Below are 26,287 nucleotides of genomic sequence, written 5' to 3' on the forward strand. Positions count from 1 at the left end.
CGGATCGCAATGATGCGCGCGGCATCGCACAGATGATGCGCGTCAACCTGTTCCGCCCGGTGCATGTCAAGACGCTGACGAGCCAAAAGCGCCGCGCGCTGCTGACGGCGCGCAAGAGCTGTCACTGGTGGCGTCTGCACACACGTGCGGCAAAGTCCGCCTCAACGTAAGCATCAAATCCAAAGGCGGGCACGGGCAAGCCGACGCTCGGCAAAACCAGCAGGAGCCGTGAGCAATCCCGCCCCTGTGCTTTCGATCAGCTCAGAAGATCGAGTTTGTGATCGATTTTATCGGGCCGAGCAGGATCGATCCTTCCGGCACGCCGGCGTCGATCGGAATGGCTTTGCGGTTTGCTGTCGCCACCATCGGCTGACCGATGTCGGCCGTCACCACGACCGGGGTCTTGTTCGGCACTCGGTCGTAGAGATCGATAATGTCCTGGTTCATCAGGCGCACACAGCCCGACGACACCGACTTGCCGATCGACCGCCATTCCGGCGAACCGTGCAAGCGGTAGAGCGTGTCCTGGTTGCCCTGGAAGAGATAAAGCGCCCGCGCGCCAAGCGGGTTCTTGAGCCCGCCGGGCATGCCGCCATTGTCGGCGCTGTACGGTCTTAGTTCGGGCTGGCGGGTGATCATTTCGTCCGGCGGCGTCCATTTCGGCCATTTCTGCTTCCATTGGACCACGGCATCGCCCGACCATTCGAAGCCGGCGCGGCCGAGGCCGACGCCGTAGCGGATCGCCTGGCCCCCCGGGCGCACCAGATAGAGGAAGTGATTGGTGGTGTCGACGACGATGGTGCCCGGCTGCTGCCCGGTCGGATCGTCCACGATCTGCCGCAGGAACTGCGGGTCGATCTTGTCGACCGGTATGGCCGGCAGCTCGAAGCCGCCATCCGACATCGGCCCATACATCGTCACATAGTCGCCGAGCGCCGGCTCGACATAGGTCGGCGGCGGTGGCTCGACCGGTTGTTGCGACAGCGTGGTGCAACTGGAGACCGCGACCGAGGCGGCGCCAAGCGCTGCTGCGTTGAGAAAACCGCGACGGCTCAGGCGCAGAGAGGACGATGGGGGTGTGAACATGATTGCCTTTTTTAAGTCTCAAATCGCAACAAAGCATGAATACGCCCGGTTGCGCGCGGTTGCCCGAGCAATGCCCGGCGCGATAGGCGGTTCCAATTCTGGCCGCAGGGTGGACAAACAAAGGCAAAGCTGTGACTGGATCGTCACTGTTGCGCCGAGGCAACATGTCCGGCCGTCAAACCCCGGCGACCAGACCTTCAAGGGACGGCAGGATCAGGGCCGGTGGAAAATCCCGGTATTCCTCTGGCTGATTGGCGCGGTTGATCCACACCGTCCTGAAGCCGAATTTGGTGGCGCCGGCGACGTCCCAGCGGTTGGATGACTGGAAAGAGACAGCGCCCGGATAGAGGCGCCAGCCCGTGGTGACCATGTCGTAGACCGACGGATCGGTCTTGAAGCGCCTGACGCTGTCGACGGAAAAGACGTCGTCCAGGACCTGGTCGAGCGCGGCGGATTTGACGGCCGCTTCCAGCATCTCAGGCGAACCGTTGGACAGGATCGCCAGCCTTGCTCCCGATGCCTTGAGCGCCTTGAGCACGGCCGGCACCTCCGGATAGCAGTCCAGCCGCCAATAAGCCTCGAGCAGCTTCGCCCTCAGCCCGGCATCCGCGGATGGAACCTTGCGCAGGGCGAAGTCGAGCGCCTGCTCGGTGAGCTGCCAGAAATCGGCGTAGGCCCCCATCAGCGTCCTGACCCAGGAATATTCCAGCTGCTTGGCGCGCCAGATATCGGACAGCAACTGGCCGTCCGGCCCGATCTGGTCGGCGTGACGGCGCACGGCCGCATGCACGTCGAACAGCGTGCCATAGGCGTCGAAAACGTAAGCCGCGAACTGCATTCGACAGTTTTGAGGCCGCGTAAGGCAAGGCGCAAGCGCTGATTGCAGTCCGCCAGCCCGCTGGCCTCAACAAATCTCAGCCAAGCCGGTTGACGGCGGCCGCCAAAGCATCTTCCAATGCGCCGCAACAAGCATCGAACGGAACCTGGCAATGACACTGGCGACTGCGGCGCAATCCGCGACATGGACCTTCGTCGACGGCGACTGGTACGAGGGCAATGTTGCCATTCTAGGGCCGCGCAGCCACGCCATGTGGCTCGGCACCAGCGTGTTCGACGGCGCCCGCTGGTTCGAGGGCGTCGCTCCCGATCTCGATCGCCATGCAGCGCGGGTAAATGCCTCGGCGATCGCGCTCGGCCTGAAGCCGACGATGAGCACCGACAGGATCGTCGGGCTGACCTGGGACGGGCTGAAGAAGTTCGACGGCAAGACGGCGGTCTACATCAGGCCGATGTATTGGGCCGAGCATGGCGGCTATATGGGCGTGCCGGCCGACCCGGCCTCGACGCGTTTTTGCCTTTGCCTCTATGAATCGCCGATGATCTCGCCGGCGGGTTTTTCGGTGACGGTGTCGCCGTTCCGGCGCCCGACCATCGAAACCATGCCGACCAATGCCAAGGCCGGCTGCCTTTATCCCAACAACGGCCGGGCCATCCTCGAAGCCAAGTTGCGCGGCTTCGACAATGCGCTCGTGCTCGACATGCTGGGCAATGTCGCCGAGACCGGCACGTCGAATATTTTTCTGGTCAAGGACGGCCATGTCCTGACGCCGGCGCCGAACGGCACCTTCCTTTCCGGCATCACCCGCGCGCGCACCATGGCCCTGCTTGGCGAATACGGGTTCACGACGACGGAAAAGACGCTGTCGATCCGCGATTTCCTCGAGGCGGACGAAATCTTCTCGACCGGAAACCACTCGAAAGTCGTGCCGGTCACCCGTATCGAGGATCGCAATCTACAGCCGGGACCGGTGGCCAAGAAGGCGCGCGAACTCTATTGGGAATGGGCGCATTCGACTTCGCCCGGCTGACCCGCTAAAAAGCGGCCGGCGCTTCGTTTCCGGAGTTGTTCCAGACCAATCCAGTCCTATGTTAGTCCGGTATCGACACCGGATTTTTCCACGAGGGAGTACGACCGATGGCTTTTGAATTGCCCGCCTTGCCCTATGATTACGAGGCTTTGCAGCCTTATATGTCCAAGGAAACGCTGGAATATCATCACGACAAGCACCACAAGGCCTATGTCGACAACGGCAACAAGCTGGCCGCCGAGGCGGGCATGGGCGATTTGTCGGTCGAAGAGGCCGTCAAACAGTCCTTCGGCAAGAATGCGGGCCTCTTCAACAATGCCGCCCAGCACTACAATCACATCCATTTCTGGAAATGGATGAAGAAGGGCGGCGGTGGCAACAAGCTGCCGGGCGCATTGCAAAAGGCGGTCGACAGCGATCTTGGTGGCTATGACAAGTTCAAGGCCGACTTCATCGCCGCCGGCACCACCCAGTTCGGTTCGGGCTGGGCCTGGGTCTCGGTCAAGGACGGCAAGCTGGCGATCTCGAAGACGCCGAATGGCGAGAACCCGCTCGTCCATGGCGCGACGCCGATCCTCGGCGTCGATGTCTGGGAACATTCCTATTACATCGATTATCGCAACGCCCGGCCGAAATATCTCGAAGCCTTCGTCGACAGTCTCATCAACTGGGACTATGTGCTCGAGCTCTACGAAAAGGCCTGATCCGTTCCAGAAAAGCCCCGGCAGAACCGGGGCTTTTCTTTTTCAGCATCAGAACGACAGCTGCAAAAATTTCACGCAAGCGTGAGGCGAAGCGTCGGAATTTTTAAGCCATCCTTGCCGTTTGTCATCGGGGTGGGACCGCATCCTGAACTGCCTTCAACATGGAGCCAAGTGAATGAGAAAGCTTATCCTCGCCATCTCGATGCTCGCCTTCGCTGGTTCGGCGGCATTTGCCGACCCGGTAGCCGACCGGCAGGCCCTGATGAAGGAACGTGGCAAGATCGCCGCCGGCTTGTCGAAAGTGGTCAAGGGCGAGACGCCCTACGACGCAGCTTCGGTGCTGACGGCGTTGCAGGCACTGCAGGTCAATGCCGAGAAATTCCATGCCGGCGTCGACACGCTTTTCCCGGCCGGCAGCGACACCGGCGACACCACGGCGTCCCCAAAAATCTGGCAGGACATGGCCGGCTTCAAGACGGCTGAAGGCAAGTACCTCGCCGACGTCAAGGCGGCGGTCGCCGCAGCACCTGCGGATGCCGACGCGTTGAAGGCGCAGTTCAACACCATTGGCGGCGGCTGCGGCAACTGCCATCAAAACTACCGGGTAAAAAAAGGCTGATAGCGGGCAATGCGCTTGCTGAAGAAATTTGTCGGCGCCGCCCTCGTTCTGGGCGGCGCGGCCGCGATTGCCGGCTGGTTGCTGTCGGCTCCGGTCAGGCTCGATGCCGCAACGCTGGCTGAGCTTGGTCCCGGCGACGCCGCCAGGGGCAAGCGCATCTTCTACGCCGGCGGCTGCACATCCTGTCATGCCAAGCCCGGCTCGCAAGGCGACGCCCGCCTTCGGCTGGTCGGCGGCCTTGAGCTCAAGACGCCGTTCGGCAGCTTCGTGCCGCCGAACATATCGCAGGATACCAGGGACGGCATCGGCGCCTGGTCGGTCGAGGATCTTGCCAACGCCATGCTGAAGGGCGTGTCGCCGTCGGGCGAGCATCTCTATCCGGCATTTCCCTATGCTTCCTACGCGCGCATGAAGCCGGCCGACATTGCCGATCTCTATGCATTCCTGAAGACGTTACCCGCGGTCGCCGGCAAGGCGCCCGCCAATTCGCTGGCATTTCCCTTCAACGTCCGACGCGGTCTTGGCTTGTGGAAGCTGCTCTATTTGAGTGACCAGCCGGTCGTTTCCTTTCCCGACGGCACACCGGATCCGGTGTTGACAGGCCGCTATCTGGTCGAAGGCCCCGGCCATTGCGGCGAATGCCACACGCCGCGGGATCTTGCCGGCGGCACCAGCAAGAGCCAATGGCTGGCAGGTGCGGCCGCCGCCGAAGGCAGCGGCATCGTGCCGAACATCACGTCGGGCGAGGGCGGCATCGCCGACTGGTCCGAAGCCGACATCGCCAACTATCTCGAAACCGGCTTTACGCCGGATTTCGATACGGTCGGCGGCGCTATGGTCGACGTGCAGCGGAACATGGCCGTGCTGACCCCGGAGGACCGCTCGGCGATCGCCGCCTACCTGAAAGCCGTGCCGCCGCATCCCAACGGCTATCCGGCGCGCAAGAAGCCGGCGAGCTGACAGCTGTTGCGTCAGCGGTCGCCGAGAAAGTCGAAGCCGGTTTCGAAGAAGTGATTGTAGTCGCAGGTCATTTCCTCGCCGGGCGCAATGTCGCGCAAGGCATAGGTCTCCTCCGGTTGGGAGACGTCGCAATTCGGGTCGTCGGCATGGTTCATGTAGCGCGCATCGTCGGCCTCGAAGACGATGTAGTTCGGGTCGCGCCGGTCCGGATAGGCGTAGCGGTCGAGATAGGCTTTGACCGGCCCGGTTTCCCGCTCATAGGTCTCCACCTCGATGCGCCGGTCGTATTTAGGGTCGAGCTTCCAGACCAGCGTGCCGCGGGCAATGTGGTTCTTGGCAAAGACGCCGATGCCCTGGATGGGCGATTTGTCGAGATAGACATCGACGAGCAACATGGCAGATCCCTGCGTGATTGAGTGTTGGCGGCGACCGTGAAAAGGCCGCGCACTGGGTAGCGCGCGGCCTTTGCAATTGCGAGCGGAAAATCAACTGTGCCTGCCTAGTATCCGAAGCCTCATACGGCGTCGCTTGTCGAGACCCTAGCGCTGTTGCAGCGCCAGCCGGATGCCCAAGGCGCAATAGATGCCGCCGACAGCCTTGCCTTGCCATCTCAGCACCGTCGGGTTTCGGCGCAGGAATGCACCGAGGCCGCCCGCACGCACGGCGAAAACCACCGTGCTGGCGAGGCCCAACAGAACAAAGATGACGCCCAATATCGCCAGTTGAAGCATCACCGATCCGTTTTCAGGCCGCACGAACTGCGGAAGAAATGCGAGGAAGAAAAGCGCGGTCTTGGGATTGAGAACCTCGGTCAAAACAGCCTGCCGAAATGCTTTGGCAGCGGGGATCGCGAGTGCGCCGGCGGCCGGATAGGCCGGCGTTTTCTCGATGATCGCGCGAATGCCGAGATAAATGAGGTAGGCTGCGCCGATGTACTTCACGATGCTGAAAAGCGCCGCCGACGTGGCAATGATCGCCGAAATGCCGACGATCGCCATGAAGGTGTGAACCACGTCGCCGGCCGCGATCCCCGCGCCGGTCGCGATGCCAACCCTGGTTCCGGAACTAGTAGCCCGCGCCACGGTCAGAAGGGTGGCCGGACCCGGGATGAAGACAAAGCCAAGCACAACCGCGACATAAGCTATCAACGTGGCGAGATCGATCATTGGTGGGCTCCGCAACTCTCACCGCCAATGAAGCCACGTCGCGGAACGGAAGGCAATAACCGCTCATCCGCCGATGTTCACGCCGCAAGCTCGGCCTTGCCTGTCACCTTGAGCGCGAAGGCGTAGGTGAAGGCGATTTCCTCCAGTCTTGAAAACCGGCCGGAGGCGCCGGCATGGCCTGAATCCAGGTTGATCTTGAACAGCACCGGATTTTCACCCGTCTTGCGGTCGCGCAGCCGCGCCACCCATTTGGCCGGCTCCCAATAGGTTACGCGCGGGTCGGTCAGGCCGGCCAGTGCCAGGATCGGCGGATAGTCGAGTGCGGCGACATTGTCGTAGGGCGAGTAGGCGGCGATCGTCCGGTAATCCTCCGCCGACGCGATCGGATTGCCCCATTCCGGCCATTCCGGCGGCGTCAGCGGCAAGCTGGCGTCGAGCATGGTGGAGAGCACGTCGACGAAGGGAACCTCGGCGACGATTCCGCCGAAGCATTGCGGCGCCATGTTGGCGACCGCGCCCATCAGCATGCCGCCGGCCGAACCGCCTTGCGCAACGATGCGGTCATGCTGCGTATAGCGTTCGGCGACGAGGTGGTGGGCGGCAGCGACAAAATCGGTGAACGTGTTCATCTTGTTCACCCGCTTGCCGTCGTCGTACCAGCCATAGCCCTTGTCCTTGCCGCCGCGAACATGGGCTATCGCGTAGACAAAGCCGCGGTCGACCAGCGAAAACAGATTGGTGTTGAACGCGGCCGGCACGGTGATGCCATACGAGCCGTAGCCGTAAAGCAGGCAAGGGGCGGACCCGTCGAGCGGTGTGTCGCGGTGATGGAGGAGCGAGATCGGCACCAGTTCGCCGTCGGCGGCAGGCGCCATCAGCCGGCGCGTGACGTAGTGCTCCGGGTCGTGGCCGGACGGCACTTCCTGGGTCTTGAGCAGCACCCGCTCGCGGGTGCGCATGTTGTAATCGAAGACCTGCGCCGGGGTCGTCATCGACGAATAGGAAAAGCGCATGATCTCGGTGTCGTATTCGTAGGAGCCGGACAGGCCGAGCGAGAAGGCTTCCTCGTCGAAGGAGATCAGGTGCTCCTCGCCGCTCTTGCGGTCGCGTACGACGATGCGCGGCAGGCCTTCCTTGCGCTCGAGCCGGACCATGTGGTCCTTGAAGCCGATCACCGAAAGGATCAGCCGGCCCGCTTCGTGCGGCACCAGTTCCTGCCAGTTGGCGCGCACCGGATCGTGGGCCGGCGCCGTCATGATCTTGAAGTCCTTGGCGCCGTCGGCATTGGTGAGGATGAAGAAGATGTCGCCGCCTTCCTCGAGTTCGTACTGCAGGCCGGTCTGGCGCGCCGCAACCAGCTTCGGCTCTGCGAACGGATCGTTGGCGCTCATGATGCGGTATTCCGAGGTCTCATGATCGTTGATGCCGATCATGATCCACTCGTTGGAGCGCGTGCCGCCGACATCCATGAAAAAGCCGGGATCGGTCTCCTCGTAGATCAGCCGGTCGTTTTCAGGACCGTCGCCAAGCGCATGGAACAGCACTTTGGAAGGACGGTGGTTGGGGTCGAGGCGGGTGTAGAAAAAACCGTCATTGCCGGCATCCCACACACCGCCACCGCCGGTGTCCGGGACCCTGTCCGCCAGATCGTTGCCGCCGGCCAGATCGCGGACGCGCAGCGTGTAGAATTCGGAACCCTTGTCGTCGAAGGCCCAGAGCAGCTTGCTGTGGTCGTGCGAATGATCGACGCCGCCCAGGCGGAAATAGGGCTTGCCCTCGGCCTCGGCATCGCCGTCGAGCAATATCTGCTTGTCGCCGCCGTCACGCGCCGTGCGGAAATAACGCGGCTGCTGGCCGCCAAGCTTGAAGGAGGAGCCGTAGGCGTAAGGTCCGTCCTTCATCGGCACGGAAGAATCGTCTTCCTTGATGCGTCCCTTCATTTCCGCGAAAAGCTGCTTCTGCAGTTGGACGGTATCGGCCATCAGCGCCGTCTGGTAAGCATTCTCGGCTTCGAGGTGGGCGCGGATTTGGCCGTCGAGCAGGGACGGATCCCTGAACATCTCTTGCCAATTGGCGGCCCTCAGCCAGGCATAATCGTCCGTCCGCGTTATGCCGTGATGCGTGTCGAAGATCGGCCGCTTCTCCGGCTGCGGCGGCGTGGCGGTCGGAAACACTGGGGTTCTGGTCATTGCGTCTCGCTGTGGAAGCTACTTGAATGGCGAATGAACACGCCGAGCGCGGGTTCAAGGGCTATGATCTATCGTCGTGGTGGCTCGAGAGGACGGCTGGAGGAGCGGATAACGAATATTTCTTCTCGGACTGCCGCGGTTCTCGCCGTCGCTGCGATGACCCTGCCAGTGCCGGTCAATCTCATGCAACTGCCTTCGCGGCTTGGCAAGTGGCCGATATGGCTGGGTCTACGGAAATACATTACCCCATTTCAATGACACAGCGCACCGCTCCGGCGACGGCTCGCGAGCAACAGTAACGCTTCGCAACCTATGATTTTACTGAATCCGCCGATCACCCTGGCTGTAATGCCGCCGGCAGGGTCAAGCATCGAACTCTATTTACGTGCTGCCGTTTGTGTAATGGCTGCTTGCCGCCGCGTCAGTCGATACTGGTCTGACCAGAAAAAACGGCAAAGTTACACTTTGCACGAAAGAGTGAAGCTGAATGAGGAATATTTGACTTGTATCGCTGAATAGACCGCAAGAAGCGAATTGACTTACTTGACGCCCAGGCTCATTAAGATGCCGCGACGCGAATCGCGGAGGCTTTTTCCTGCACAAGTTCGCGCGATGCCCTGCCTGCCAAAAATAGGGCGTAGACAGAAACAATTCTCGTTGGGACCTGAACGCCATGGATATTACCGAAACACCTTCCAGAAACAGTGACGCGCTGATCGAGCTCACCGCCGATGTGGTGGCTGCCTATGTCAGCAACAATCCCGTACCGGTCGGCGAACTGCCGAACCTTATCGCCGATGTTCATGCCGCTCTCGGGCGTGTCGGCGGGGCCGCCGAGCAGCCGCCTGCCGACAAGCAGAAGCCGGCGGTAAATCCGAAGCGGTCGGTGCATGACGACTACATCATCTGTCTCGAAGACGGCAAGAAGTTCAAGTCGCTCAAGCGTCACTTGATGACCCACTATGATCTGACGCCCGACCAGTATCGTGAAAAGTGGAACCTGGACCCAAGCTATCCGATGGTTGCGCCCAATTACGCGGCCGCCCGTTCGCAGCTCGCCAAGAAGATGGGTCTCGGCCGCAAGCGCAAGGGACGCTGACAAGCGGCTCTTCCGGTTTGATACTCAAACGGCGCCTACAGGCGCCGTTTTGTATTATGGGGTCAAGGTCGAACCCGCCATGCTGCCGGCAACTGCCGTGCGGTCAGGCGGTCTGCTTCAACGCTGCCTCGGCGTCACGCTTGATGCGCTTGACCATCGAGCGAAGACCATTGGCGCGCTGCGGCGACAGGTGCTCGTCAAGTCCGAGCGCCTTCAATGTGGCCTCTGCGTCGGTCCTCTGGATTTCGCTGGCCGGCCGTCCCGAAAATAGCGCCAGCATGATGGCGACCAGGCCGCGCACGATATGGGCGTCGGAATCGCCCTTGAAGGTGATAACGGGGTCGACACCCCCGCCTTGCTCGGTGGTCAGCCAGACCTGGCTGACGCAGCCGGGCACCTTGTTGGCTTGTATGCGTTGCTCGTCGGGAAACGGCGGCAGCGCTTCACCCAGTTCAATCACATAGCGATAGCGGTCTTCCCACTCGTCGAGCAGGGAAAAGTCGTCGCGGATGGTCTGGATCGTCGTCGTCATGCCCCTGGATATAATCATCCGGCGCTGCCACGTCACGGAAAAAGAGGAGAAACGCCGCAGGCGCCGGGCATGGGGAGCCTTGCGGTCTGGCGATGAATTCGGCCGAAACAGTCTCAGTTCTTCGCCGGCAAGTGCAGTTTCGCCGGCAGATCGACTTTCGCCGGCAAGACGATTTCCCCCGGCACGCTGCCGGTAGTCGTCACTGTATCGGGTTCGGCGGCCTTGTCGTCCAGCATGGCAGCCGCGATCTTGGCGGTCTCCCGGGCCCGGGCGGTGATGGTGTGCATTGCCGATTTGCCGGTCTCGCACACGTCCGGCTTGCGCTCGCAGATGCCGGCGATATCGCCGACGGCTTCGCGCGCCGCAAACAGCGCCTGGAGCGGTCCGACGCTTTCGCGGCCCGCATCATCGGCGCCGACACCCAGCGGTAGCGCCAGAAGCACCAGCGAAAACCAGAAAGCAGCTCTTATCAGAAAGCCCATCTGTCTGTCCTTTATGACGGTCATGCCTCCGAACCGCACGACCTGTACCGCGATACTGACACAGACGCGCAAAGGACGGCTTGTCCCGAAAGCAACAGTTTTCCTCAAATTTTAGGCAGATTCGAAACGAAGCGTTTTGAAGTTCATTTGCCTCGAATGGTTCAGATTTCATTCAGCAAATGATAACCATCCAACCGATTGTTTTTCATGATCATTTTCTTTAATCGGCGACAGTTTGATGCCATCGGCCGCAACGTCAGGCGCGGGCGTGCGGATAACGCTCCGTTTACTATGGCGGCAATTGCCCCGGTTTTTCCCCGCCGGTATCCCGATATTTGCAGCCTGCCGGGGGACGATCAGCCCAGCCTTATCCATTCCTTAAACGCTGGATGCGAGTTTCGGATCGACAAAAGCCGCCTGCAAAGCAGGGCCGTTCACGACCGGGTGCGTTGAGTTGAGTGCGATCAAGGCCAGATACGCCGAGTTGCCGGGCGCGATAGCCGCCGGTTGCGAACGGATGGTTCATCCGTCCGTGCTCGGCCAGAGCGATCGTCGCCGCCACAGCCGGTTCATTGGCGTCATGCTGGCGGCGCCTTTCTTCAGCGCGGGTGCAGCGGTGACGCTGGTGACGTCGGGAATGGGCGCGGCCGTGACTGTGGCTGCGATCTTTGCGGCGTTCGGCCTTTGCTGGTTCGCCGCCCTGCTGGTGGCTGCATCGGGCAAGATGGCCCTGGCCGGCCGACTCGCCTTGGTCGTCGGCAGCGTTGCCCTCGGTGCCCTTATCGCTGCCGCTGGCGGTGTGGCCTCGCCGGTTGCCTTGCTCGCGGTGGCGCTGCCGTTTGAAGCGTGGTGGATCGGCCAGTCGCGCCGTGCCGTGATCTGGGGCGCCATATCGGCCTTTGTCGCAGTCTTGCTGCAGCCTTTAGCCGGTTCCGTCTTGCCGCTCGACCACCAGACCGAAATCGCCGCATGGCACTGGCTGGTACCACTGGCCTGGGCACTCACGCTCATTCCGCGTATCGCTCCGCTTCGCGGCGCCGCCAACGCACAGCTCGATCCGGCCGGCAGCCACCGGCTCGAAGACCTCATCGACGCCGTCGTGCTGCGAATCGCGGCGCATGGCGAGGTTCTGGACGTCTCGGCTAAGGCACGCACTATGCTGCGGCTGCCGCCGGAGCTGCTTTTCGGCACCGGACTTTTCGATCGCATCCATCTGTCCGACCGCGTCCCGTATCTCAGTGCGCTGGCCGATATGCGCGATGGCGACCTGTCGACCCGGCTCGACCTTCGCGTAAGGTTGCCGCAGAGCAGCGGCGTGACGGCCGACAATTACCGGCCGTTCTCGCTCGAGATGATGCGCGCGCCGGGGCAGGAGACTGTCTTCACGCTTCTTCTGCGCGAGAACGACGAACTGGCCGGACTGCGCCAGGAGCTTGCCGCTGCCAATGAGGCGGCTGCCTCCGCCGAGGTGGCGAAAGGACGCTTCCTTGCCGTCGTCAGCCATGAGTTGCGCACCCCGCTCAATGCCATCATCGGCTTTTCCGACATGTTGCTGCACGAGATGTTCGGCAGCTTCAAGGATCCGCGCCAGAAGGAATATGTCGGGCTGGTCAGGGATTCTGGCCAGCACCTGCTTGCCGTCGTCACCTCGATACTCGACGTATCACGGATCGAATCGGGCGCTTACGCGACCGAACCGGAACCGTTCCGCTTCCGCGAAGCGGTCGAGATGTGCCAATCGATGATGCGGCTGCAAGCCGAGGCAAAGGCCATCGATCTGCAGGCCCAGATCGCGCCGGACGCAGGCGAAATAAATGCCGACCGTCGCGCCGTGCAGCAGATCCTGATCAATCTCGTCTCTAACGCGATCAAGTTCACGCCCGAAGGCGGCAATGTCGTCATCGGCGCCAAGCGCATCGGCTCGCGGCTGCATTTCTGGGTGCGGGACACCGGCATCGGCATCGCCGAGGAAGACTTCGTCAATCTCGGCAAGCCGTTCATGCAGATCCAGAACGACTATACCCGCCGTTTCGAAGGTACAGGCCTCGGGCTTTCGCTGGTGAAGGGGCTGGTGGCGCTGCACGAGGGCACAATGTCGATCGAAAGCATGCCGGGCGAGGGCACCACGGTGACGATCAGCCTTCCCGTGAGTGGGCCGACAGGGCGTTCGACGGAGAAAACCGGCGTGGTGCCGATGTCCGCAGCCAAAGCCAGAGCGGACGGTGGCAAAGGGGAGAGCAATGGGTCGCTCCGCAAAACAGCCTAAGGCGGTCAAACGCCGCGGCAATGCCTTCGAGCACGGAGCGATGGCGCTGGGCAGCCTGATCTCGCGCAATCCTATTGTGGTCGGCGGCTCGACCGCGTTCCTGGTGACGCTGTTCTACGTCTCGGCGAACGCGCTTTGGTACCAGCCCTTTCCGCATGCCGGCGCGTTTTTCGCCACCAGGAGCATCGAGCGCTTTCCCCGGGCGGACAGCGACGAGCCCGAAACCACCATCAATATCGTGCGTCCGGCCGCTGCGCCGATCAAGAGCGACCCGGTCGTCGAGCAGGTCCAGGGCATATTGAAGGATCTCGATTTCTATTCCGGCACTGTCGACGGCATTCCCGGACCGAATACGCGCAAGGCCATCCAGGCCTATCAGCAGAAGGTCGGATTGAATGCCTCCGGCGAGATCGACAGCGTCCTGCTGGATCAACTGGGCGCCACGCCAAAGACCGCGGCCGTGGTGCCGCATCCGGTGCCGCGGCCGGTCGAAACGGCCGCTGCTCCGGCCGCCATTCCGGTGTCCGCACCGGCAAATGCGACGGCGCCGGATCCCCGCATCGTCAAGATCCAGGCCGGACTGAAAGCGTTCGGCAATGACGACATGCAATTGGATGGCGTCGTAGGCGCGCGCACCAAGGCCGCGATCAAGGAATTCCAAGCGCTGTTCGGCTTGCCGGAGACCGGCGAGCCCGACGAGATCGTCTACGTCAAGATGCGCGAGATCGGCCTGACCAACTGAGGGTCGTGACGGCCGCTCGCCGGTCGCTCGGCAAAGACCGGTTACGGTTTTCCGGCCAATGCTGTAAGGACCGCCGCATGTCCAGGAATACTCCATGCGGGTAACCACCGATCTGTGGGTGTCGGCGCTGTTGCGCCGGGTTTTCAGCGCCGGCGGCTTTGCCGCCGTGGTCAAGCGCGGCGCGACGGAAGCCGGCGCGGTTTTCGTGCTGGCGCGGGGCAGGCAAGGGGAGATGGCGCTGTTCGGGCCGGCGCCGCAGACGAGTTACGATTCAGCCAGGCCGGACGACCGTTTTTTCAGCCTGCTTGGCGAAGGCGACGATGCCGCCATCTTCGACGCGCGGCTGGAGCGCGAGAAGAGATTCGATCCGGATATCTGGGTGGTCGAGATCGAGGCGGGCGCCATTCCCGTCGAGCAGCTTATCTCGGTCAAGGCGTCTTAACGGCAAGCCCTTCAGACGCGACGCGCCTTTGGGGTGGCGGTCATATCGGCGCTGTTCGGCTTGCGCAGGTCGGCATTTGCGGCGACGCGCCCAGGCTTGCGAACGATTTTCGACACGGTCTCGGCCTTCCAGCCGCGGAGCCTGTCCAACGCCGCGTCGCGGTGCAGCAGGCGGTAGCGGTCGAGGAAGATGCGGATCGCCTGCGGGTGCGGAAACTCGGTCGGATAGATGGCGGCCGTGATCAGGAACGCCTTGTCTTCGCTGAGGTCGAGCGCCCGCAAGGCGGCCAGCAGCGGTGTGTAATTGTGGCTCGCGGTGAGCGTCCGCGCCGTTGAAAAATCGACTTCGAGCGCATCGGCGAGCGCTGTCTGGAAGAATGCCGCATTGCCGGTCAGCGCGGTCTCGCGCAGCTTGACATAGGTTTGTGGCTCGACGAACGGACTGATGGAGGCGCCGCTCTCGGCCCGCATCATGGATCGCAACCGGCGGCGTACAGTTTCAGCGGCATCGGAAGCCTCTTGCCTGTTGACCTCGCCCGCAACCACTTCGGCGTTTTCGGACGCGGCTTTGGCGGTTGGTTCCGGCTGCTGCTGCGACCGCACCAGCGTCGGCCTTTCGAGCACTTTGATGAGATCCGCGATCGTTTGATTGAGATCCTTGCGGCGGGCAATGGCACGGGCATGCGGCAGGCCGTGACGTCCGATCAGCGCGATCAGGTCGACGTCGCTAAGGGCGCGCGAGCGGATGAGCAGCGGAGCGGCGATGTCGACCCGCTCCTGGCAAAGCCGCCGCACCAGCGCGGCGGGTGCATATTCGCATTCGGAAAGGGCTGCCGCGACGTAGCGGCGCGATTCGACCGAGACATTCTCGAACAGCGGCAGCGTCAGGTCTTCGAGCTGCGCGATTTCCCGGCGCGAAGGCCGGGTGAGCGAGCAGAACGCCGATACCGCGGCGCGAAACAGCCTTTCGGCCTTTCCCGATTCAGCTCCTGCTGCGATTTGCCTGAAATCCGAAGCTGACACGAAGGATACGCCCGACACTCGACACGATCTGGACAGCGCTCCGCCGGGCTGTACCGGTTTCGCGTTTCCCAAGAACAAAGATCAATTTAGCGGCGATCCGTTAGCGCTCCGTTAACCTACTGCCTTCTTAATCGACTATGGAGGCGTTGCGTTGTGCTCCGGGGCAACCGAGAGGAATACGCGAACCATGGGCATGGTACTGTCTTTCGTGCCGCGAACGGCGGCAACCAATCGAGCACAACAAACCGCGCCGGCGGCAGTGATCATCTTTCCCGGGGTGCGCTACGAACAGCGGCCGCTGACCGGCGAAACGCGGCCGGCCGGCCCCGACAAGCCGGGACCTTCGGGAACATTGCCGGTACCGCATCACTGAGCATCGGAACCGGCTTAAAAATCCTGCAGTTCGCAGGAACTCTGTTCGAGAAACCGCGAGACGATCGGCTTCCAGCTGTCGTCGGGCACGAACGAACGGATGACGAATACGCCTTCCTCTATCGGCGCCTCGACGAAGATGGCCCCTTGCAGTTCCTCGGGAAGATCCTTGCGGACCTCGATCATCTGGGCCGGCGTCAGCACAACGGTGTCGAGCATGCCTGCGGTCGCGCTGTGGTCGTTGAACGAGTAGATATTGTGGCCGCCGCGGTCATAGACCGATATCGACCAGAACGGCACCTTGCCCGGCGCCTTGACCCGCACCATCCCCTCGGCAAGATCGAAACGGCATGCCGCCGCATAAAATAGCGGATCGACCGATTTCACCACCGGCGCGCCGCCGGCTTCCGCGTCGAGCCTGGTCATCTTGTAGAGATCCGAAGCCATGGCCAATCGCGACCAGGCGTCGCGTTCGGAGAACTCGGGGACGAGCAGCAGCACGATGATGTGCACGATGCCGGCGCCGAGCAGGCCGAGCAGCACGGCATGCAGCAGGCTACGCATTGCAGCCGACCTTCTGGATTTGTGGCAGCGTGACGTCCGAGAGACCGGTGCTGCTGGCGATCGGCGTGTCGTAGAACGTAAGCACCAAGTACATCTTGCCGGTGCCGCTGGTCAGCAGCCAGTTGCCGGGCGCTGGGCGGCTGCCGACGGAAATGACCACCGAATTGTCGGCCTGGCGCAGCACTTGATAGGACTGCAGCGCAGCCGGCCTCGGCTTGCCGGTCTCGACCACGCCAAGCGACTGGTCGGCGGCATAAAGCGTCCAGAACCGGGCGGTGGGAAAGCCGCCCGCGATCTTGTAGGCACATTGCCGCTGGAGCTGTTCGCCGCCGGAATCGCGCTCGGCTATGAAGGACAGTCCTTCCGCCTGTCCGAGCGCCAGCACGCCTTCGCGAGCCACGCGGGCCTTCGAATAGGGATCTGCCGTCGGCGTGCCGATATCGGGGAAGGCGGTCCATTGGCCGATCCTGATGGCGCCGACGCCATCCTGCAGCTTCAGTGCATACCAGACGCTGCCGCCACCGCCGACGACGGCGATGGCAAGCGAAAGCAGTGTCAGGAAGGCGTTCTTGAGCATGAGGAGGCAGGGAACCGAAGGCCGGGACTGAAAGATTGCCGCTCGGGGATATCGCGGCGCAGGGCCTTGTGGCAAGCGGCCCCGCGCAATTGGGCGTCACAGCGCCGAGAGGGTTTCCGGTGCAGCGGGCGCGTCGAGCACGGGTGCCGCCTGGAACAGCCTGGTCAGTTCCTTCAGGGTCTGGGTGGTCCGGCTGGACAGCACCGGCGGACGCTCGGCGGCGGCATCGGCAGCTGCCTGTTCGGCGTTCTTCTTTTCCGCTTCCTCGGCCTTGGCGGCAATTTCGGCATCGACGAAGGGGTGATCGAGGCCGGGAATCGGTCTGAGGTCGATATTCTGGTGCGCATAGACCATCAGCCGCTGCCACACCATGGCCGGCAGCGTGCCGCCGGTCATCTTGTTGGTCGCGGTGAAGTCGTCATTGCCGAGCCAGACGGCGGCCGTGTAGTTGCCGGTAAAGCCGACAAACCAGGCATCGCGGTAGGACTGGGTCGTGCCGGTCTTGCCGGCGACGACGATGTTTGGAAGGGCCGCGCGCCGGGCAGTGCCGATCACCGGCACCGCCGCCAGCATGGTGTTCATGTATTTGAGCGCCTGCTCCGACAGCACCCGATGCGGCGGCGGCGCATCCTTGGCGAAGTCGTAGACCACCTCGCCGGTACGGGTGAAGAGTTGGCTGACGCCGTGCCGGGTTCCGGCAAGGCCGTTCTGGGCAAATACGCTGTAACCCGTCGCCTGGTCCATCACGGTCATGCCCGACGTGCCGAGCACCATGGTCTTGTGCGATTCCAGCGGCGACTCGACGCCCATCGCCTCGGCCATGGCCTTGATCGGCTTGATGCCGAGATAATCCTTGGCCAGCCGCACCGGCACCGTGTTGATCGATTTGGCCATCGCCGTGATCAGCGTGACGTTGCCGGCCGACCCGCCATTGTAATTGTGGGGCGACCAGCTGCCCCAGGAGATGGGTCCGCCGGAAACCACCGAATCCGGCGTGAAGCCATGCTCCATCGCCGTCGCATAGACATAGGGCTTGAACGAGGAGCCGGTCTGGCGAAGCGCTTTGGTGGCGCGGTTGAACTGGCTGGCGCCGTAGTCGCGGCCGCCGACGATCGCCCTGACCGCGCCATTGGTCTCGATGACGACGATGGCGCCCTCGGTGACGTTGTATTCCTTGCCGAACTGGCGGAGGTGGAACTCCATCGATTCTTCGGCCGCCTTCTGGATGTTGGCGTCGAAGGTGGTGTGGGCGACAAGCGAGTGCGGGCCGCCTTTGGCGGCGATCTTCTTGACCTCGTCGAAGGCCCAGTCGAGGTAGTAGTCGGGGCTCTTCTGCTCGCCGCGGTCGACGATTTCGGCCGGGTGTAATCTTGCCTGCAGCACCTGGCCTTCGGTCATGAAGCCGGAATCGACCAGGTTGGACAGCACCACATTGGCCCGCGCCCGGGCGGCGGGCAGGTTTATGTGCGGCGCATATTTGGTCGGCGCCTTGAACAGGCCGGCCAGCATCGCCGCCTCGGCAAGGTTCAGGTCCTTGACGCTCTTGCCGAAATAGAAATCGGCTGCCGCCTCGATGCCGAAGGTGCCGCCGCCCATATAGGCGCGGTCGAGGTAAAGTTGCAGGATTTCCTTCTTCGACAGATTGGCTTCGAGCCACAGCGACAGGAAGGCTTCCTTGATCTTGCGCTCGAATGTCCGCTCATTGGTCAGGAACAGGTTCTTGGCCAGCTGCTGGGTGATGCTCGAGCCGCCCTGGACGACGGAATTTGCCCGCACATTCTCGAATATGGCGCGCGACAGGCCGAGCACATCGATGCCGTAATGGTCGAAGAAACGGCGGTCTTCGGTCGCCAGCACCGCCTTGATGACATGGTCGGGCATCTCGTCGACCGGCACCGAATCGCGCTGGATGATGCCGCGCTGGCCGATCTCGTTGCCGTAGCGGTCGAGGAAGGTGACGGCGAAGTCGCCTTGCGTGCGCCAGTCGCCGGCGGTTATCTGGAAGGCCGGCAAGGCCAGCGCCAAAAGGACGACGATGCCGCCGGCACCGAGCGTAAAGCCTTCACTCAACAGTTCGATCAGGCCGCGGCGCCAGCCGTCGACACGGAAACGCCGCGAGAAGATGGTCGCCGCTTCCCAGAACTGGCGCGCCCTGAAGCCGATTTCGTAGACCGAGGAATCAATCCACGCATCCACCGCCAGCAGCCTTGCGGCGATCGGACCTCTTCTCTTGCGTGGTTCCAAAGGACTGGCCATTCCAGGATCCGGCTGCGGCGATGCCGCCAACTGAGAAACCGCATGCCGGCAATTTCACGGCGGCGCGCCGCTATGACTATTCGTCCATTTTGGCGCTGCCTACAAGGGCGATGAAGGTTCCGCGCTTGCGCGAGGTGCCGAGCATTGGCAGTCGTCACATGGGACGCTTGTCCGCGATCTTTTTCGGGTCGCGGCCTATCATGCCGGCGTTGGCTTTCCTGTGCTTGTCGGCAAGCCTGCGAATGCGATCGAAGCGGCTTTCCTCGGCCACTTCGATTTTCGCCGCTGCCTTTGGCTTCGGGACGAATGCGATCATTGATCGATCTCCTTGCCGATGGTGCGCGCCGGGGAAGATACCCCGGCGGCTGTCTTTCAGGCTTGTTTCCGGCAGTGGCTGGTCAATAGCCGATGCCGCCGGGCGAAGCAGCGGCTTCCTTCGCCGGAACGTCGGTGATCATGGCTTCCGCCGTGATCAGAAGCGCCGCAATGGAGCCCGCGTCCTGCAGCGCCGTCCGTACCACCTTCGCCGGGTCGACGATGCCGGCCTTGATCATGTCGACATAGACCTCGTTCTGGGCATCGAAGCCCTGATTGTGATCCTTGCCCTCGGCGAGCTTGCCGACGACGATCGAACCTTCGACGCCGGAATTCTCGGCGATCTGCCGGATTGGCGCTTCAAGGGCCCTGAGCACGATCGAGATGCCTGCCGTCACATCGGCATTGGCTCCGGTCAGCCCCTTCAGCACAGCCTTGGCGCGCAGCAACGCGACGCCGCCGCCGGGAACGATGCCTTCTTCGACGGCCGCGCGCGTGGCGTTCAGCGCATCGTCGATGCGGTCCTTCTTTTCCTTGACCTCGGATTCGGTCGCGCCGCCGACGCGGATGACGGCAACGCCGCCCGCCAGCTTGGCGAGACGTTCCTGCAGCTTCTCCTTGTCATAGTCGGACGTGGTTTCCTCGATCTGCCCCTTGATCTGCTGGACGCGCGCCTGGATGGTGGTCTTCTCGCCGGCGCCGTCGATGATCGTGGTGGTGTCCTTCTCGATCAGCACGCGCTTGGCGCGGCCGAGCATGTCTATGGTGATGTTCTCCAGCTTGATGCCGAGATCCTCGGAAATCATCTGTCCGGCGGTGAGCACGGCGATGTCTTCCAGCATCGCCTTGCGGCGGTCACCGAAGCCAGGCGCCTTGACGGCCGCTACCTTGAGTCCGCCGCGCAGCTTGTTGACGACCAGCGTTGCCAGCGCTTCGCCCTCGACGTCCTCGGAGATGATCAGCAGCGGCCTGCCGCTTTGCACCACGGCTTCGAGGATGGGCAGCAGTGCCTGCAGATTGCCGAGCTTCTTTTCGTGGATGAGGACGTAAGGGTCTTCCAGCTCGGCACGCATCTTCTCGGCATTGGTGACGAAATAGGGCGAGAGATAGCCGCGGTCGAACTGCATGCCTTCGACGACGTCGAGCTCCGTTTCGGCGGTCTTGGCCTCCTCGACTGTGATGACGCCGTCATTGCCGACCTTGTCCATCGCCTTGGCGATCATGGCGCCGACGCTGGTGTCGCCATTGGCGGCAATGGTGCCGACCTGCGCGATCTCTGCTGAGGACTTGACCTTCTTGGCGCGCGCCTGGATTTCCTTGACGACGGCGCTGACGGCAAGATCGATGCCGCGCTTGAGGTCCATCGGGTTCATGCCGGCGGCAACGAATTTGGCGCCCTCGCGCAGGATGGAAGCGGCAAGCACCGTGGCGGTGGTGGTGCCGTCGCCGGCAAGGTCGTTGGTCTTCGAGGCCACTTCGCGCACCATCTGCGCGCCCATGTTTTCGAACTTGTCGGAAAGCTCGATCTCCTTTGCCACGGCCACCCCGTCCTTGGTGACGCGCGGCGCGCCGTAGGCCTTGTCGATAATGACGTTGCGGCCTTTGGGGCCGAGCGTCACCTTGACGGCGTTGTTGAGGATTTCGACGCCGCGCAGCATGCGGTCACGCGCGTCGGTGGAGAATTTGATTTCCTTGGCAGACATGATCTTTTCCAGTTCGGTTGTCGTGGCAAGGCGCTTGCAGCGCCTGAATCAAAGCTCGGAGCGTCCTTTGCGCGCGCGCGGGAGGGCGCGCGGCCTTCCAATCAGGCGGCCTTCTTGGCAGCCACGGTCTTGTCGATGATGCCCGTCTCGCTTTTTTCGATGATGCCCATGATATCGGCCTCCTTCATGATCAGAAGGTCCTCGCCGTCTATCTTGACCTCGGTGCCGGACCATTTGCCGAACAGAATGAGGTCGCCGGCCTTGACGTCGAGCGGGATCAGCGCGCCGCTTTCGTCCCGCGCGCCCGGCCCGACAGCGATCACTTCGCCTTCCTGCGGTTTTTCTTTGGCATTGTCGGGGATGATGATGCCGCCCTTGGATTTGGTGTCGCTTTCGGCGCGCCGAATGACGACGCGATCGTGGAGTGGCCGGAATTTCATGGGGACTCTTTCTGGGGCCAGCTTAGGCGGCCGCCCCTCTCTATAGGCGCCCTGGCACTCGATTGATAGGAGCGCCAAAAAATATTCATAGGGCACATGAAATATTGAACGTATCATCTTGCCTGGTTATCCCCTGGTGTTCGGGCCTTGCCGAATATTAATGAAATTGAATTTCTATCTTTGAACACCTATTTTATGGTGAATTCACATTCACGACTTTCGCTGCAAGGGAGATTTTACCGATGGCCGAAGGCAATCAGAACATCATGGAAAAAGCTCAGGCCCGCTTCATGGAAAATCAAAAGAAGACGGCGGAGCGGAACAAAGCAACTGCCGAATATCTCTCGGAAGCCAAGGCGAGGAGCATCAAAACGGCAAGGCTGAGGGAATTGCGACTGGCCAAGGAAGAGGCGGACCGCGCGGCGGAAGCTCTGAATCCGGTCGCACCAAAGAAGAAGCGGGCGTCACGGGCAGTCAAGAAGGCCGTATCTGCATCGACGGAGGCGAAATCATGAGCCTGACATTTCCCAATCCCAGCCGCAGCTACGACGAGGCAAGCAAACGCATCCGCTTCGTCGGCCATGACGGGATGTTCCAGATTTCCTTCTCTGTCGCAACCGATGCCATCTCCAAGATGCAGCCGGGAACGGCGGCCTCAGAAGCTACCTACCTGGCAGCCTTCGACACGGCTTCCAACTCGATCCACGATGTCGCCAGGAATGCCTATGCCCGCACCCGCAGGAGCATATATGTGCTGACTGCGGCCGATTTTCGCTAGTCCGTCGCGATCCGTCCACAAGACGCTTTGTCAGGGCTTCCGGTCCGCCTTCGCTCGCCGCTTGACGTCGCGACCGTTCAGCCGGTCGACCATCGCGTCCGCATCGCGCGTGTTCAAACTGGCCGTGAGTTGCTGCTTGAGCTCGACCGGCTGGCCGGTGAAGACGTCGAAGACGGTCCAGCTGTGAGGATGTTCCATACGGAGCGCGTAGCGCTTTGCCATCTTGGGTCCTTTCGTTTCCGCCCAATCAATGAATGTCGCTCGATCAGGCCTGGGCGATGAAGAATACTGCCGCCACGACAAGCACCGTCCACAAAACGACGGACAGCTTCAGGGCCAGGCTACCGTACGCCGAGAGCACCTCCCGAGTGTGGTTGACCAGACTCTTGACGGTCATCGACATGGTCGACGCCGCAATCGCGACCGGCGGCGCCTTGGCCCCAAGCTTTCCGAAGACAGGCAGCAGCGACGGCTCGCGCACGAAAAACGACCTCGAATGTCTGGAAACCAGACATCGTCATAGCATCCTTTTTTCGAACTCCTGCATGCCAAATGACTTCGCGCAGGTTGGCATCACCCTCAAGGGTCCGTGGCGCGGACGGCCGGGGCGTCGCGCATTCCAGGAGCAGGGCTTATTGCCGAGATCATGAAGGTTCATAATCCGCATGAGACGCGCTGATTCGCGCTTTGGCGGGATGCCTTCATGCAACGCAGCTACGCAGCCGGGAGGTCGACGCGACGGACGAAGGGAAAGACGATGACCGCGCCGGCCGTCGAATTGCAGAAGGCCATATTCGAGGCAGTGAATGACGATCCCGATTTATCGGCGGCACTGGGCGACGCACGATTGTTCGACCGTGCGCCGGAAAATGTTGCGTTCCCCCACATGACCTTCGGCCGCACCAGCGTCTACGATTGGGCAACGGGAATGGAGAACGACGCAGAACAGTTGCTGACGTTGCATGTCTGGTCGAAATCAGAGGCCAGCAAGGAAACCAATGACATCATGGACCTTGTTAGCACCCGCCTGCGCGATACGGCTCTCTCGCTCGGCGAACATCGCCGCGCCTACCTCAAGCTCGAATTCGCCGAAGCCCGCTACGACGAGGACCTTTCGGCCCATCACGGGCTGCTGCGCTTCCGCGCCGTGATCAAGGACGAGGGCTGACCACCGGGCATTTTTTTACAATCCGGCAATTTTGTTCTTGCTTTGTGCCGGCAGCTATGCTACTACTTCGCCTATGGTGCTGATGGCGCCAGCGACCCGCCGCAGAGGCGGGTTTTTATTTCCGGTCGGTTCGCCTGAATCTGCCTTCGGTTGCCGGATCGATTATCGAAGTCGGGGCAAACCTGAAGCGATTGCCTTTCACTGCCAAACGATGCCCGGTTGTCGGCGAAGGATCGGAGGGCTAGGTTAAACTTGGCAATTTCGCGGGATGGGCGGCGAAATGGCAATCCGGTAATCTCGCGCTTCAGGGGTGTGGCGGGCATGCATTCGAGCGTTCACCGTTCATATCACGTTCAGCACCGGCGCGTTAGAACGCTGACCATGAAAACCCTTCGCTCCCACTTCCGGACCGCGGCACTGGCGCTGTCAGCCGCCGGTCTGCTTGCGTCGCAGGCGATGGCGATCCCCGTTGTCGTGCCCGAGCAGCCCCAACCGGTCGTCCTCGCCGCCTCCGACTGCTATGCGATCGGCCAGCAGGTGGCCGAGCAGAATGGCGGCACCTTGGCCAAGGCCTCGCAGTCGACACGCGGCGGCCAGCCCGTCTGCGTCATCGTCGTGCTGGTTCCGGGCAAGGAAGGGCAGCGTCCGCGTCGCTCGGAGATCGTCGTTCCGCTGAACTGAACCGTGCCGTTTCCCAGACTGCCGGAATCGGCCTATATCTGAACAGCTTCAACAGGCCTTCCGCATGCGCGTACTCGTCGTCGAAGATGACAAGGATCTCAACCGGCAGATCGGCGACGCGCTGGTCGATGCCGGCTATGTCGTCGACCGCGCTTTCGACGGCGAGGAAGGGCACTTTCTCGGCGACACCGAGCCCTACGATGCCGTGGTGCTCGACATCGGCCTGCCGCAGATGGACGGCATCAGCGTGGTCGAGCGATGGCGGCGCGGCGGCCGCAAGATGCCGGTGCTGATCCTGACGGCACGCGACCGCTGGAGCGACAAGGTTGCCGGCATCGACGCCGGCGCCGACGACTACGTCACCAAACCCTTCCACATCGAGGAAATCCTGGCCAGGGTGCGGGCCTTGATCCGGCGTGCTGCCGGGCACGCTTCGTCCGAACTGACCTGCGGGCCGCTCCGCCTCGACACCAAGGCCTCCAAGGCCGACGTCGACGGCGTGCCGCTGAAGCTGACCTCGCACGAATTTCGCTTGCTTGCCTATTTGATGCACCACATGGGCGAGGTGGTGTCCCGGACCGAGCTGGTCGAGCATCTCTACGACCAGGATTTCGACCGCGATTCCAACACGATCGAGGTCTTTGTCGGACGGCTTCGCAAGAAGATGGGCATCGACATGATCGAAACTGTTCGCGGCATGGGCTACCGCATGCGTAAGCCGGAGGCGTAACGCGGAACCGCTGCCTACAAAACCCGCCGTCTCGAACACGCCGTCGCTGCGGTCATGGCCGCGTTCGGTGGCGTTTCGCGTCATCGCCTTTTCCACGGTCTGGGCGATCCTCACTCTGGTCGTCATCTTCACCTTGATCACCACGCTCTATCGCCAGGCCAGCGAGCGCGGTTTCGACAGCCTGCTTTCGGCGCATCTGTTCAACCTGATCGGCTCGGTCGGCGTTTCTGAAAGCGGCCAATTGACCGGCGCCCCCGACCTTGGTGATTTGAGGTTCTCGGAACCGAATTCCGGCTGGTACTGGTCGGTCGAGCCTGCCTCGGAAGGCGTGCACGGCGATCTCCATTCGTCGTCGATGACCAAGGCGATCCCGTCGCCAAGCGTTGCCGAGGTGCCCTTCAATGCCAGCTTCCAGCGCAGCTATTCAGCGGACGGCATCGAAGGCGAGCAGTTGGAGGTGTTCGAGAGCGAGTTCGTGCTCGATGCGAAAAACCGCGCCGCGCGCTTCCGCGTCATGGGCAACCAGACCGAGCTCGAGCAGGAAATCGCCACCTTCCAGCGGCGCCTTTTGACCTATCTGTCGCTGTTCGGCGTCGGCATGATCGCCATCAATGCGATTGCCATCCTGCTCGGCCTGCAGCCGCTGCGCCGGGTCAGGAATGCGCTTGCCATGGTGCGCGAAGGAACCGCGCAGCGCCTAGATGGCCGTTTCCCGGCCGAGATCGAGCCGCTCGCCAACGAGACCAATGCGCTGATCGAGAACAACAGGCGTATCGTCGAGCGGTCGCGCACGCAGGTCGGCAACCTCGCGCACTCGCTGAAGACGCCGCTTGCCGTGCTGCTCAACGAGGGACGGGCGCTGGGTGGCGCCAAGGGCCAGCTGATCGCCGAGCAGGCCGCTTCCATGCAAAAGCAAGTGGACCATTATCTGCAACGTGCTCGCGTCGCCGCGCAGCGCGACAGCGTCGTCTACCGTACGCCGGTGGCGCCGCTGGTCCAGCGCATGGTTCGGGTGCTGCAAAAGCTCAACCCGCAGACGGCGCTGTCGCTGTCGCTGCCGGCCACCGACATCGTCTTTGCCGGCGAACGCGAGGACCTGGAGGAGCTGCTCGGCAATCTGCTCGACAATGCGATGAAATGGGCAAGGAGCGCGGTCGCCGTTTCGGTCAAGCCAATCTCCAGCAAAGGTGGCGCTGGCACGGAAGGCGCAGCCAACCTGTTCGAGATCAGCATCGAGGATGACGGCCCCGGCATTCCCGACGACAAGGCGCGCGAGGTGTTGCAGCGCGGCCGGCGGCTCGACGAGACAAAACCGGGCAGCGGGCTCGGACTTGCCATTGTCGCCGACCTTGTCAACGAGTATGGAGGCTCTCTGGCGCTGGAACGATCCATCATGGGTGGATTGAAGGCGATGGTTCGATTGCGGAGCCTTCAGTAATGCTTTTCCAGATTGCTTTTCCAGGTGGCTGGCTGCGGCCAAATTTCCGACAAACATCGACATTATGGCCGCGCCAGCTGCTGACAGC

The 26,287-nt window shown here is 62.3% G+C and carries 32 protein-coding genes and 1 pseudogene; 17 read left to right on the forward strand and 16 right to left on the reverse strand.

Annotated elements, in window-relative coordinates; genetic code table 11:
* A pseudogene (locus NKI39_RS16995) lies at nt 1–116 on the forward strand (IS110 family RNA-guided transposase); the annotation flags it as partial.
* 145 nt (nt 117–261) lie between these two features.
* Here NKI39_RS16995 and NKI39_RS17000 read toward each other — a convergent pair.
* Nucleotides 262–1,086 (reverse strand): L,D-transpeptidase, encoded by an 825-nt coding sequence (locus NKI39_RS17000; RefSeq protein WP_352743189.1) that lies wholly within the window; start codon nt 1,084–1,086, stop codon nt 262–264.
* 175 nt (nt 1,087–1,261) lie between these two features.
* Nucleotides 1,262–1,924 (reverse strand): haloacid dehalogenase type II, encoded by a 663-nt coding sequence (locus NKI39_RS17005; RefSeq protein WP_352507472.1) that lies wholly within the window; start codon nt 1,922–1,924, stop codon nt 1,262–1,264.
* Nucleotides 1,925–2,075: 151 nt separating this feature from the next.
* On the opposite strand from NKI39_RS17005, the gene NKI39_RS17010 reads away from it, so the two are divergent.
* The 4 genes from NKI39_RS17010 (at nt 2,076) to NKI39_RS17025 (ending at nt 5,237) form a co-directional block, all read left to right on the forward strand.
* The gene (locus tag NKI39_RS17010; RefSeq protein WP_352833132.1) at nt 2,076–2,954 is read left to right on the forward strand and encodes a branched-chain amino acid aminotransferase; all 879 of its coding nucleotides are present in this window, start codon (nt 2,076–2,078) and stop codon (nt 2,952–2,954) included.
* Nucleotides 2,955–3,061: 107 nt separating this feature from the next.
* Nucleotides 3,062–3,658 (forward strand): superoxide dismutase, encoded by a 597-nt coding sequence (locus tag NKI39_RS17015; RefSeq protein WP_023677850.1) that lies wholly within the window; start codon nt 3,062–3,064, stop codon nt 3,656–3,658.
* A gap of 175 nt (nt 3,659–3,833) precedes the next feature.
* On the forward strand, nt 3,834–4,277 hold the full coding sequence (locus tag NKI39_RS17020; protein ID WP_352449059.1) for a c-type cytochrome: 444 nt from the start codon (nt 3,834–3,836) through the stop codon (nt 4,275–4,277).
* A 9-nt stretch (nt 4,278–4,286) separates the two neighbouring features.
* Nucleotides 4,287–5,237, forward strand: a complete 951-nt coding sequence (locus tag NKI39_RS17025) for a cytochrome c (protein WP_352833135.1) — start codon at nt 4,287–4,289, stop codon at nt 5,235–5,237.
* 11 nt (nt 5,238–5,248) lie between these two features.
* Here the strand turns inward: NKI39_RS17025 and NKI39_RS17030 are convergent, their stop codons facing one another.
* From NKI39_RS17030 to NKI39_RS17040, 3 genes are all read right to left on the reverse strand, one after another.
* The gene (locus NKI39_RS17030) at nt 5,249–5,632 is read right to left on the reverse strand and encodes an SET domain-containing protein (RefSeq protein WP_352683839.1); all 384 of its coding nucleotides are present in this window, start codon (nt 5,630–5,632) and stop codon (nt 5,249–5,251) included.
* A 144-nt stretch (nt 5,633–5,776) separates the two neighbouring features.
* Entirely contained in the window at nt 5,777–6,403 is a 627-nt protein-coding gene (locus NKI39_RS17035; RefSeq protein WP_352833138.1) for a LysE family translocator, read from the reverse strand.
* A 77-nt stretch (nt 6,404–6,480) separates the two neighbouring features.
* On the reverse strand, nt 6,481–8,592 hold the full coding sequence (locus NKI39_RS17040; RefSeq protein WP_352833140.1) for a S9 family peptidase: 2,112 nt from the start codon (nt 8,590–8,592) through the stop codon (nt 6,481–6,483).
* A 673-nt stretch (nt 8,593–9,265) separates the two neighbouring features.
* On the opposite strand from NKI39_RS17040, the gene NKI39_RS17045 reads away from it, so the two are divergent.
* Nucleotides 9,266–9,691 carry a Ros/MucR family transcriptional regulator gene (locus NKI39_RS17045; protein ID WP_023677844.1) on the forward strand — a complete coding sequence of 142 codons (426 nt, stop codon included), beginning with the start codon at nt 9,266–9,268 and terminating at the stop codon, nt 9,689–9,691.
* 103 nt (nt 9,692–9,794) lie between these two features.
* On the opposite strand, the gene NKI39_RS17050 is transcribed toward NKI39_RS17045, so the two are convergent.
* Together NKI39_RS17050 and NKI39_RS17055 are read right to left on the reverse strand one after the other, a co-directional pair.
* Entirely contained in the window at nt 9,795–10,223 is a 429-nt protein-coding gene (locus NKI39_RS17050) for a SufE family protein (protein WP_023677843.1), read from the reverse strand.
* 113 nt (nt 10,224–10,336) lie between these two features.
* A complete protein-coding gene (locus tag NKI39_RS17055) occupies nt 10,337–10,705 on the reverse strand; it encodes a DUF5330 domain-containing protein (RefSeq protein WP_352771680.1) in 369 nt (122 codons plus the stop codon).
* Nucleotides 10,706–10,912: 207 nt separating this feature from the next.
* On the opposite strand from NKI39_RS17055, the gene NKI39_RS17060 reads away from it, so the two are divergent.
* From NKI39_RS17060 to NKI39_RS17075, 4 genes are all read left to right on the forward strand, one after another.
* On the forward strand, nt 10,913–11,158 hold the full coding sequence (locus NKI39_RS17060) for a hypothetical protein (protein ID WP_352833143.1): 246 nt from the start codon (nt 10,913–10,915) through the stop codon (nt 11,156–11,158).
* Between the two features lie 64 nt (nt 11,159–11,222).
* Complete coding sequence (locus tag NKI39_RS17065; RefSeq protein WP_352833247.1) at nt 11,223–12,971, forward strand: sensor histidine kinase; 1,749 nt, start codon at nt 11,223–11,225, stop codon at nt 12,969–12,971.
* The gene (locus NKI39_RS17070) at nt 12,946–13,713 is read left to right on the forward strand and encodes a peptidoglycan-binding domain-containing protein (protein ID WP_352833144.1); all 768 of its coding nucleotides are present in this window, start codon (nt 12,946–12,948) and stop codon (nt 13,711–13,713) included. The genes NKI39_RS17065 and NKI39_RS17070 overlap by 26 nt, the downstream gene beginning before the upstream one ends.
* A gap of 94 nt (nt 13,714–13,807) precedes the next feature.
* On the forward strand, nt 13,808–14,155 hold the full coding sequence (locus NKI39_RS17075; RefSeq protein WP_352833147.1) for a DUF1491 family protein: 348 nt from the start codon (nt 13,808–13,810) through the stop codon (nt 14,153–14,155).
* 11 nt (nt 14,156–14,166) lie between these two features.
* Here NKI39_RS17075 and NKI39_RS17080 read toward each other — a convergent pair whose 3' ends face one another.
* Complete coding sequence (locus tag NKI39_RS17080) at nt 14,167–15,177, reverse strand: DUF2336 domain-containing protein (RefSeq protein ID WP_352833150.1); 1,011 nt, start codon at nt 15,175–15,177, stop codon at nt 14,167–14,169.
* Nucleotides 15,178–15,364: 187 nt separating this feature from the next.
* Between NKI39_RS17080 and NKI39_RS17085 the strand changes: the two genes are divergently transcribed.
* Nucleotides 15,365–15,550, forward strand: a complete 186-nt coding sequence (locus NKI39_RS17085; RefSeq protein WP_292658434.1) for a hypothetical protein — start codon at nt 15,365–15,367, stop codon at nt 15,548–15,550.
* 14 nt (nt 15,551–15,564) lie between these two features.
* Here the strand turns inward: NKI39_RS17085 and NKI39_RS17090 are convergent, their stop codons facing one another.
* The 6 genes from NKI39_RS17090 to NKI39_RS17115 form a co-directional block, all read right to left on the reverse strand.
* Entirely contained in the window at nt 15,565–16,113 is a 549-nt protein-coding gene (locus NKI39_RS17090) for a DUF1254 domain-containing protein (protein ID WP_352471000.1), read from the reverse strand.
* Complete coding sequence (locus tag NKI39_RS17095; protein WP_352833153.1) at nt 16,106–16,690, reverse strand: DUF1214 domain-containing protein; 585 nt, start codon at nt 16,688–16,690, stop codon at nt 16,106–16,108. The genes NKI39_RS17090 and NKI39_RS17095 overlap by 8 nt, the downstream gene beginning before the upstream one ends.
* Before the next feature lie 96 nt (nt 16,691–16,786).
* Nucleotides 16,787–18,946 carry a transglycosylase domain-containing protein gene (locus tag NKI39_RS17100; RefSeq protein WP_352471002.1) on the reverse strand — a complete coding sequence of 720 codons (2,160 nt, stop codon included), beginning with the start codon at nt 18,944–18,946 and terminating at the stop codon, nt 16,787–16,789.
* A gap of 154 nt (nt 18,947–19,100) precedes the next feature.
* Nucleotides 19,101–19,262, reverse strand: a complete 162-nt coding sequence (locus tag NKI39_RS17105; RefSeq protein WP_352501782.1) for a hypothetical protein — start codon at nt 19,260–19,262, stop codon at nt 19,101–19,103.
* Nucleotides 19,263–19,344: 82 nt separating this feature from the next.
* Nucleotides 19,345–20,964, reverse strand: a complete 1,620-nt coding sequence (gene groL, locus NKI39_RS17110) for a chaperonin GroEL (protein ID WP_352471003.1) — start codon at nt 20,962–20,964, stop codon at nt 19,345–19,347.
* A 101-nt stretch (nt 20,965–21,065) separates the two neighbouring features.
* Nucleotides 21,066–21,404 carry a co-chaperone GroES gene (locus NKI39_RS17115; RefSeq protein ID WP_352471004.1) on the reverse strand — a complete coding sequence of 113 codons (339 nt, stop codon included), beginning with the start codon at nt 21,402–21,404 and terminating at the stop codon, nt 21,066–21,068.
* 242 nt (nt 21,405–21,646) lie between these two features.
* Between NKI39_RS17115 and NKI39_RS17120 the strand changes: the two genes are divergently transcribed.
* Both NKI39_RS17120 and NKI39_RS17125 read left to right on the forward strand, forming a co-directional pair.
* Nucleotides 21,647–21,919, forward strand: coding sequence for a hypothetical protein (locus NKI39_RS17120; protein WP_352471005.1), 273 nt, complete (start codon nt 21,647–21,649; stop codon nt 21,917–21,919).
* A complete protein-coding gene (locus NKI39_RS17125) occupies nt 21,916–22,182 on the forward strand; it encodes a DUF1488 family protein (RefSeq protein ID WP_254819951.1) in 267 nt (88 codons plus the stop codon). The genes NKI39_RS17120 and NKI39_RS17125 overlap by 4 nt, the downstream gene beginning before the upstream one ends.
* 30 nt (nt 22,183–22,212) lie before the next feature.
* On the opposite strand, the gene NKI39_RS17130 is transcribed toward NKI39_RS17125, so the two are convergent.
* Nucleotides 22,213–22,404 (reverse strand): hypothetical protein, encoded by a 192-nt coding sequence (locus tag NKI39_RS17130; protein WP_352501784.1) that lies wholly within the window; start codon nt 22,402–22,404, stop codon nt 22,213–22,215.
* 43 nt (nt 22,405–22,447) lie between these two features.
* Nucleotides 22,448–22,663 carry a hypothetical protein gene (locus tag NKI39_RS17135; RefSeq protein WP_352471007.1) on the reverse strand — a complete coding sequence of 72 codons (216 nt, stop codon included), beginning with the start codon at nt 22,661–22,663 and terminating at the stop codon, nt 22,448–22,450.
* Between the two features lie 276 nt (nt 22,664–22,939).
* Here NKI39_RS17135 and NKI39_RS17140 point away from each other — a divergent pair, with 276 nt between their 5' ends.
* The 4 genes from NKI39_RS17140 (at nt 22,940) to NKI39_RS17155 (ending at nt 26,199) form a co-directional block, all read left to right on the forward strand.
* On the forward strand, nt 22,940–23,350 hold the full coding sequence (locus tag NKI39_RS17140) for a DUF3168 domain-containing protein (protein ID WP_352471008.1): 411 nt from the start codon (nt 22,940–22,942) through the stop codon (nt 23,348–23,350).
* Between the two features lie 381 nt (nt 23,351–23,731).
* Entirely contained in the window at nt 23,732–24,031 is a 300-nt protein-coding gene (locus NKI39_RS17145; RefSeq protein ID WP_352471009.1) for a hypothetical protein, read from the forward strand.
* 64 nt (nt 24,032–24,095) lie between these two features.
* Entirely contained in the window at nt 24,096–24,761 is a 666-nt protein-coding gene (locus NKI39_RS17150) for a response regulator transcription factor (protein WP_023718390.1), read from the forward strand.
* Between the two features lie 10 nt (nt 24,762–24,771).
* The gene (locus tag NKI39_RS17155; RefSeq protein ID WP_352471109.1) at nt 24,772–26,199 is read left to right on the forward strand and encodes an ATP-binding protein; all 1,428 of its coding nucleotides are present in this window, start codon (nt 24,772–24,774) and stop codon (nt 26,197–26,199) included.
* Nucleotides 26,200–26,287 lie beyond the last annotated feature (88 nt).

This window comes from Mesorhizobium sp. M0664 (assembly GCF_040320565.1).
Taxonomy (GTDB): Bacteria; Pseudomonadota; Alphaproteobacteria; order Rhizobiales; family Rhizobiaceae; genus Mesorhizobium.

Coding starts and splice junctions, on each gene's coding strand:
- NKI39_RS17015 (WP_023677850.1), top strand. CDS start 3,062: ATGGCTTTTGAATTGCCCGCCTTGCCCTATGATTACGAGGCTTTGCAG.
- NKI39_RS17065 (WP_352833247.1), top strand. CDS start 11,223: ATGGTTCATCCGTCCGTGCTCGGCCAGAGCGATCGTCGCCGCCACAGC.
- NKI39_RS17070 (WP_352833144.1), top strand. CDS start 12,946: ATGGGTCGCTCCGCAAAACAGCCTAAGGCGGTCAAACGCCGCGGCAAT.
- NKI39_RS17000 (WP_352743189.1), bottom strand. CDS start 1,086: ATGTTCACACCCCCATCGTCCTCTCTGCGCCTGAGCCGTCGCGGTTTT.
- NKI39_RS17060 (WP_352833143.1), top strand. CDS start 10,913: ATGATCATTTTCTTTAATCGGCGACAGTTTGATGCCATCGGCCGCAAC.
- NKI39_RS17025 (WP_352833135.1), top strand. CDS start 4,287: ATGCGCTTGCTGAAGAAATTTGTCGGCGCCGCCCTCGTTCTGGGCGGC.
- NKI39_RS17085 (WP_292658434.1), top strand. CDS start 15,365: ATGGGCATGGTACTGTCTTTCGTGCCGCGAACGGCGGCAACCAATCGA.
- NKI39_RS17120 (WP_352471005.1), top strand. CDS start 21,647: ATGGCCGAAGGCAATCAGAACATCATGGAAAAAGCTCAGGCCCGCTTC.
- NKI39_RS17145 (WP_352471009.1), top strand. CDS start 23,732: ATGAAAACCCTTCGCTCCCACTTCCGGACCGCGGCACTGGCGCTGTCA.
- NKI39_RS17105 (WP_352501782.1), bottom strand. CDS start 19,262: ATGATCGCATTCGTCCCGAAGCCAAAGGCAGCGGCGAAAATCGAAGTG.
- NKI39_RS17045 (WP_023677844.1), top strand. CDS start 9,266: ATGGATATTACCGAAACACCTTCCAGAAACAGTGACGCGCTGATCGAG.
- NKI39_RS17040 (WP_352833140.1), bottom strand. CDS start 8,592: ATGACCAGAACCCCAGTGTTTCCGACCGCCACGCCGCCGCAGCCGGAG.
- NKI39_RS17140 (WP_352471008.1), top strand. CDS start 22,940: ATGACCGCGCCGGCCGTCGAATTGCAGAAGGCCATATTCGAGGCAGTG.
- NKI39_RS17125 (WP_254819951.1), top strand. CDS start 21,916: ATGAGCCTGACATTTCCCAATCCCAGCCGCAGCTACGACGAGGCAAGC.
- NKI39_RS17075 (WP_352833147.1), top strand. CDS start 13,808: ATGCGGGTAACCACCGATCTGTGGGTGTCGGCGCTGTTGCGCCGGGTT.
- NKI39_RS17020 (WP_352449059.1), top strand. CDS start 3,834: ATGAGAAAGCTTATCCTCGCCATCTCGATGCTCGCCTTCGCTGGTTCG.
- NKI39_RS17010 (WP_352833132.1), top strand. CDS start 2,076: ATGACACTGGCGACTGCGGCGCAATCCGCGACATGGACCTTCGTCGAC.
- groL (WP_352471003.1), bottom strand. CDS start 20,964: ATGTCTGCCAAGGAAATCAAATTCTCCACCGACGCGCGTGACCGCATG.
- NKI39_RS17005 (WP_352507472.1), bottom strand. CDS start 1,924: ATGCAGTTCGCGGCTTACGTTTTCGACGCCTATGGCACGCTGTTCGAC.
- NKI39_RS17050 (WP_023677843.1), bottom strand. CDS start 10,223: ATGACGACGACGATCCAGACCATCCGCGACGACTTTTCCCTGCTCGAC.
- NKI39_RS17130 (WP_352501784.1), bottom strand. CDS start 22,404: ATGGCAAAGCGCTACGCGCTCCGTATGGAACATCCTCACAGCTGGACC.
- NKI39_RS17115 (WP_352471004.1), bottom strand. CDS start 21,404: ATGAAATTCCGGCCACTCCACGATCGCGTCGTCATTCGGCGCGCCGAA.
- NKI39_RS17095 (WP_352833153.1), bottom strand. CDS start 16,690: ATGCTCAAGAACGCCTTCCTGACACTGCTTTCGCTTGCCATCGCCGTC.
- NKI39_RS17055 (WP_352771680.1), bottom strand. CDS start 10,705: ATGGGCTTTCTGATAAGAGCTGCTTTCTGGTTTTCGCTGGTGCTTCTG.
- NKI39_RS17090 (WP_352471000.1), bottom strand. CDS start 16,113: ATGCGTAGCCTGCTGCATGCCGTGCTGCTCGGCCTGCTCGGCGCCGGC.
- NKI39_RS17030 (WP_352683839.1), bottom strand. CDS start 5,632: ATGTTGCTCGTCGATGTCTATCTCGACAAATCGCCCATCCAGGGCATC.
- NKI39_RS17035 (WP_352833138.1), bottom strand. CDS start 6,403: ATGATCGATCTCGCCACGTTGATAGCTTATGTCGCGGTTGTGCTTGGC.
- NKI39_RS17100 (WP_352471002.1), bottom strand. CDS start 18,946: ATGGCCAGTCCTTTGGAACCACGCAAGAGAAGAGGTCCGATCGCCGCA.
- NKI39_RS17150 (WP_023718390.1), top strand. CDS start 24,096: ATGCGCGTACTCGTCGTCGAAGATGACAAGGATCTCAACCGGCAGATC.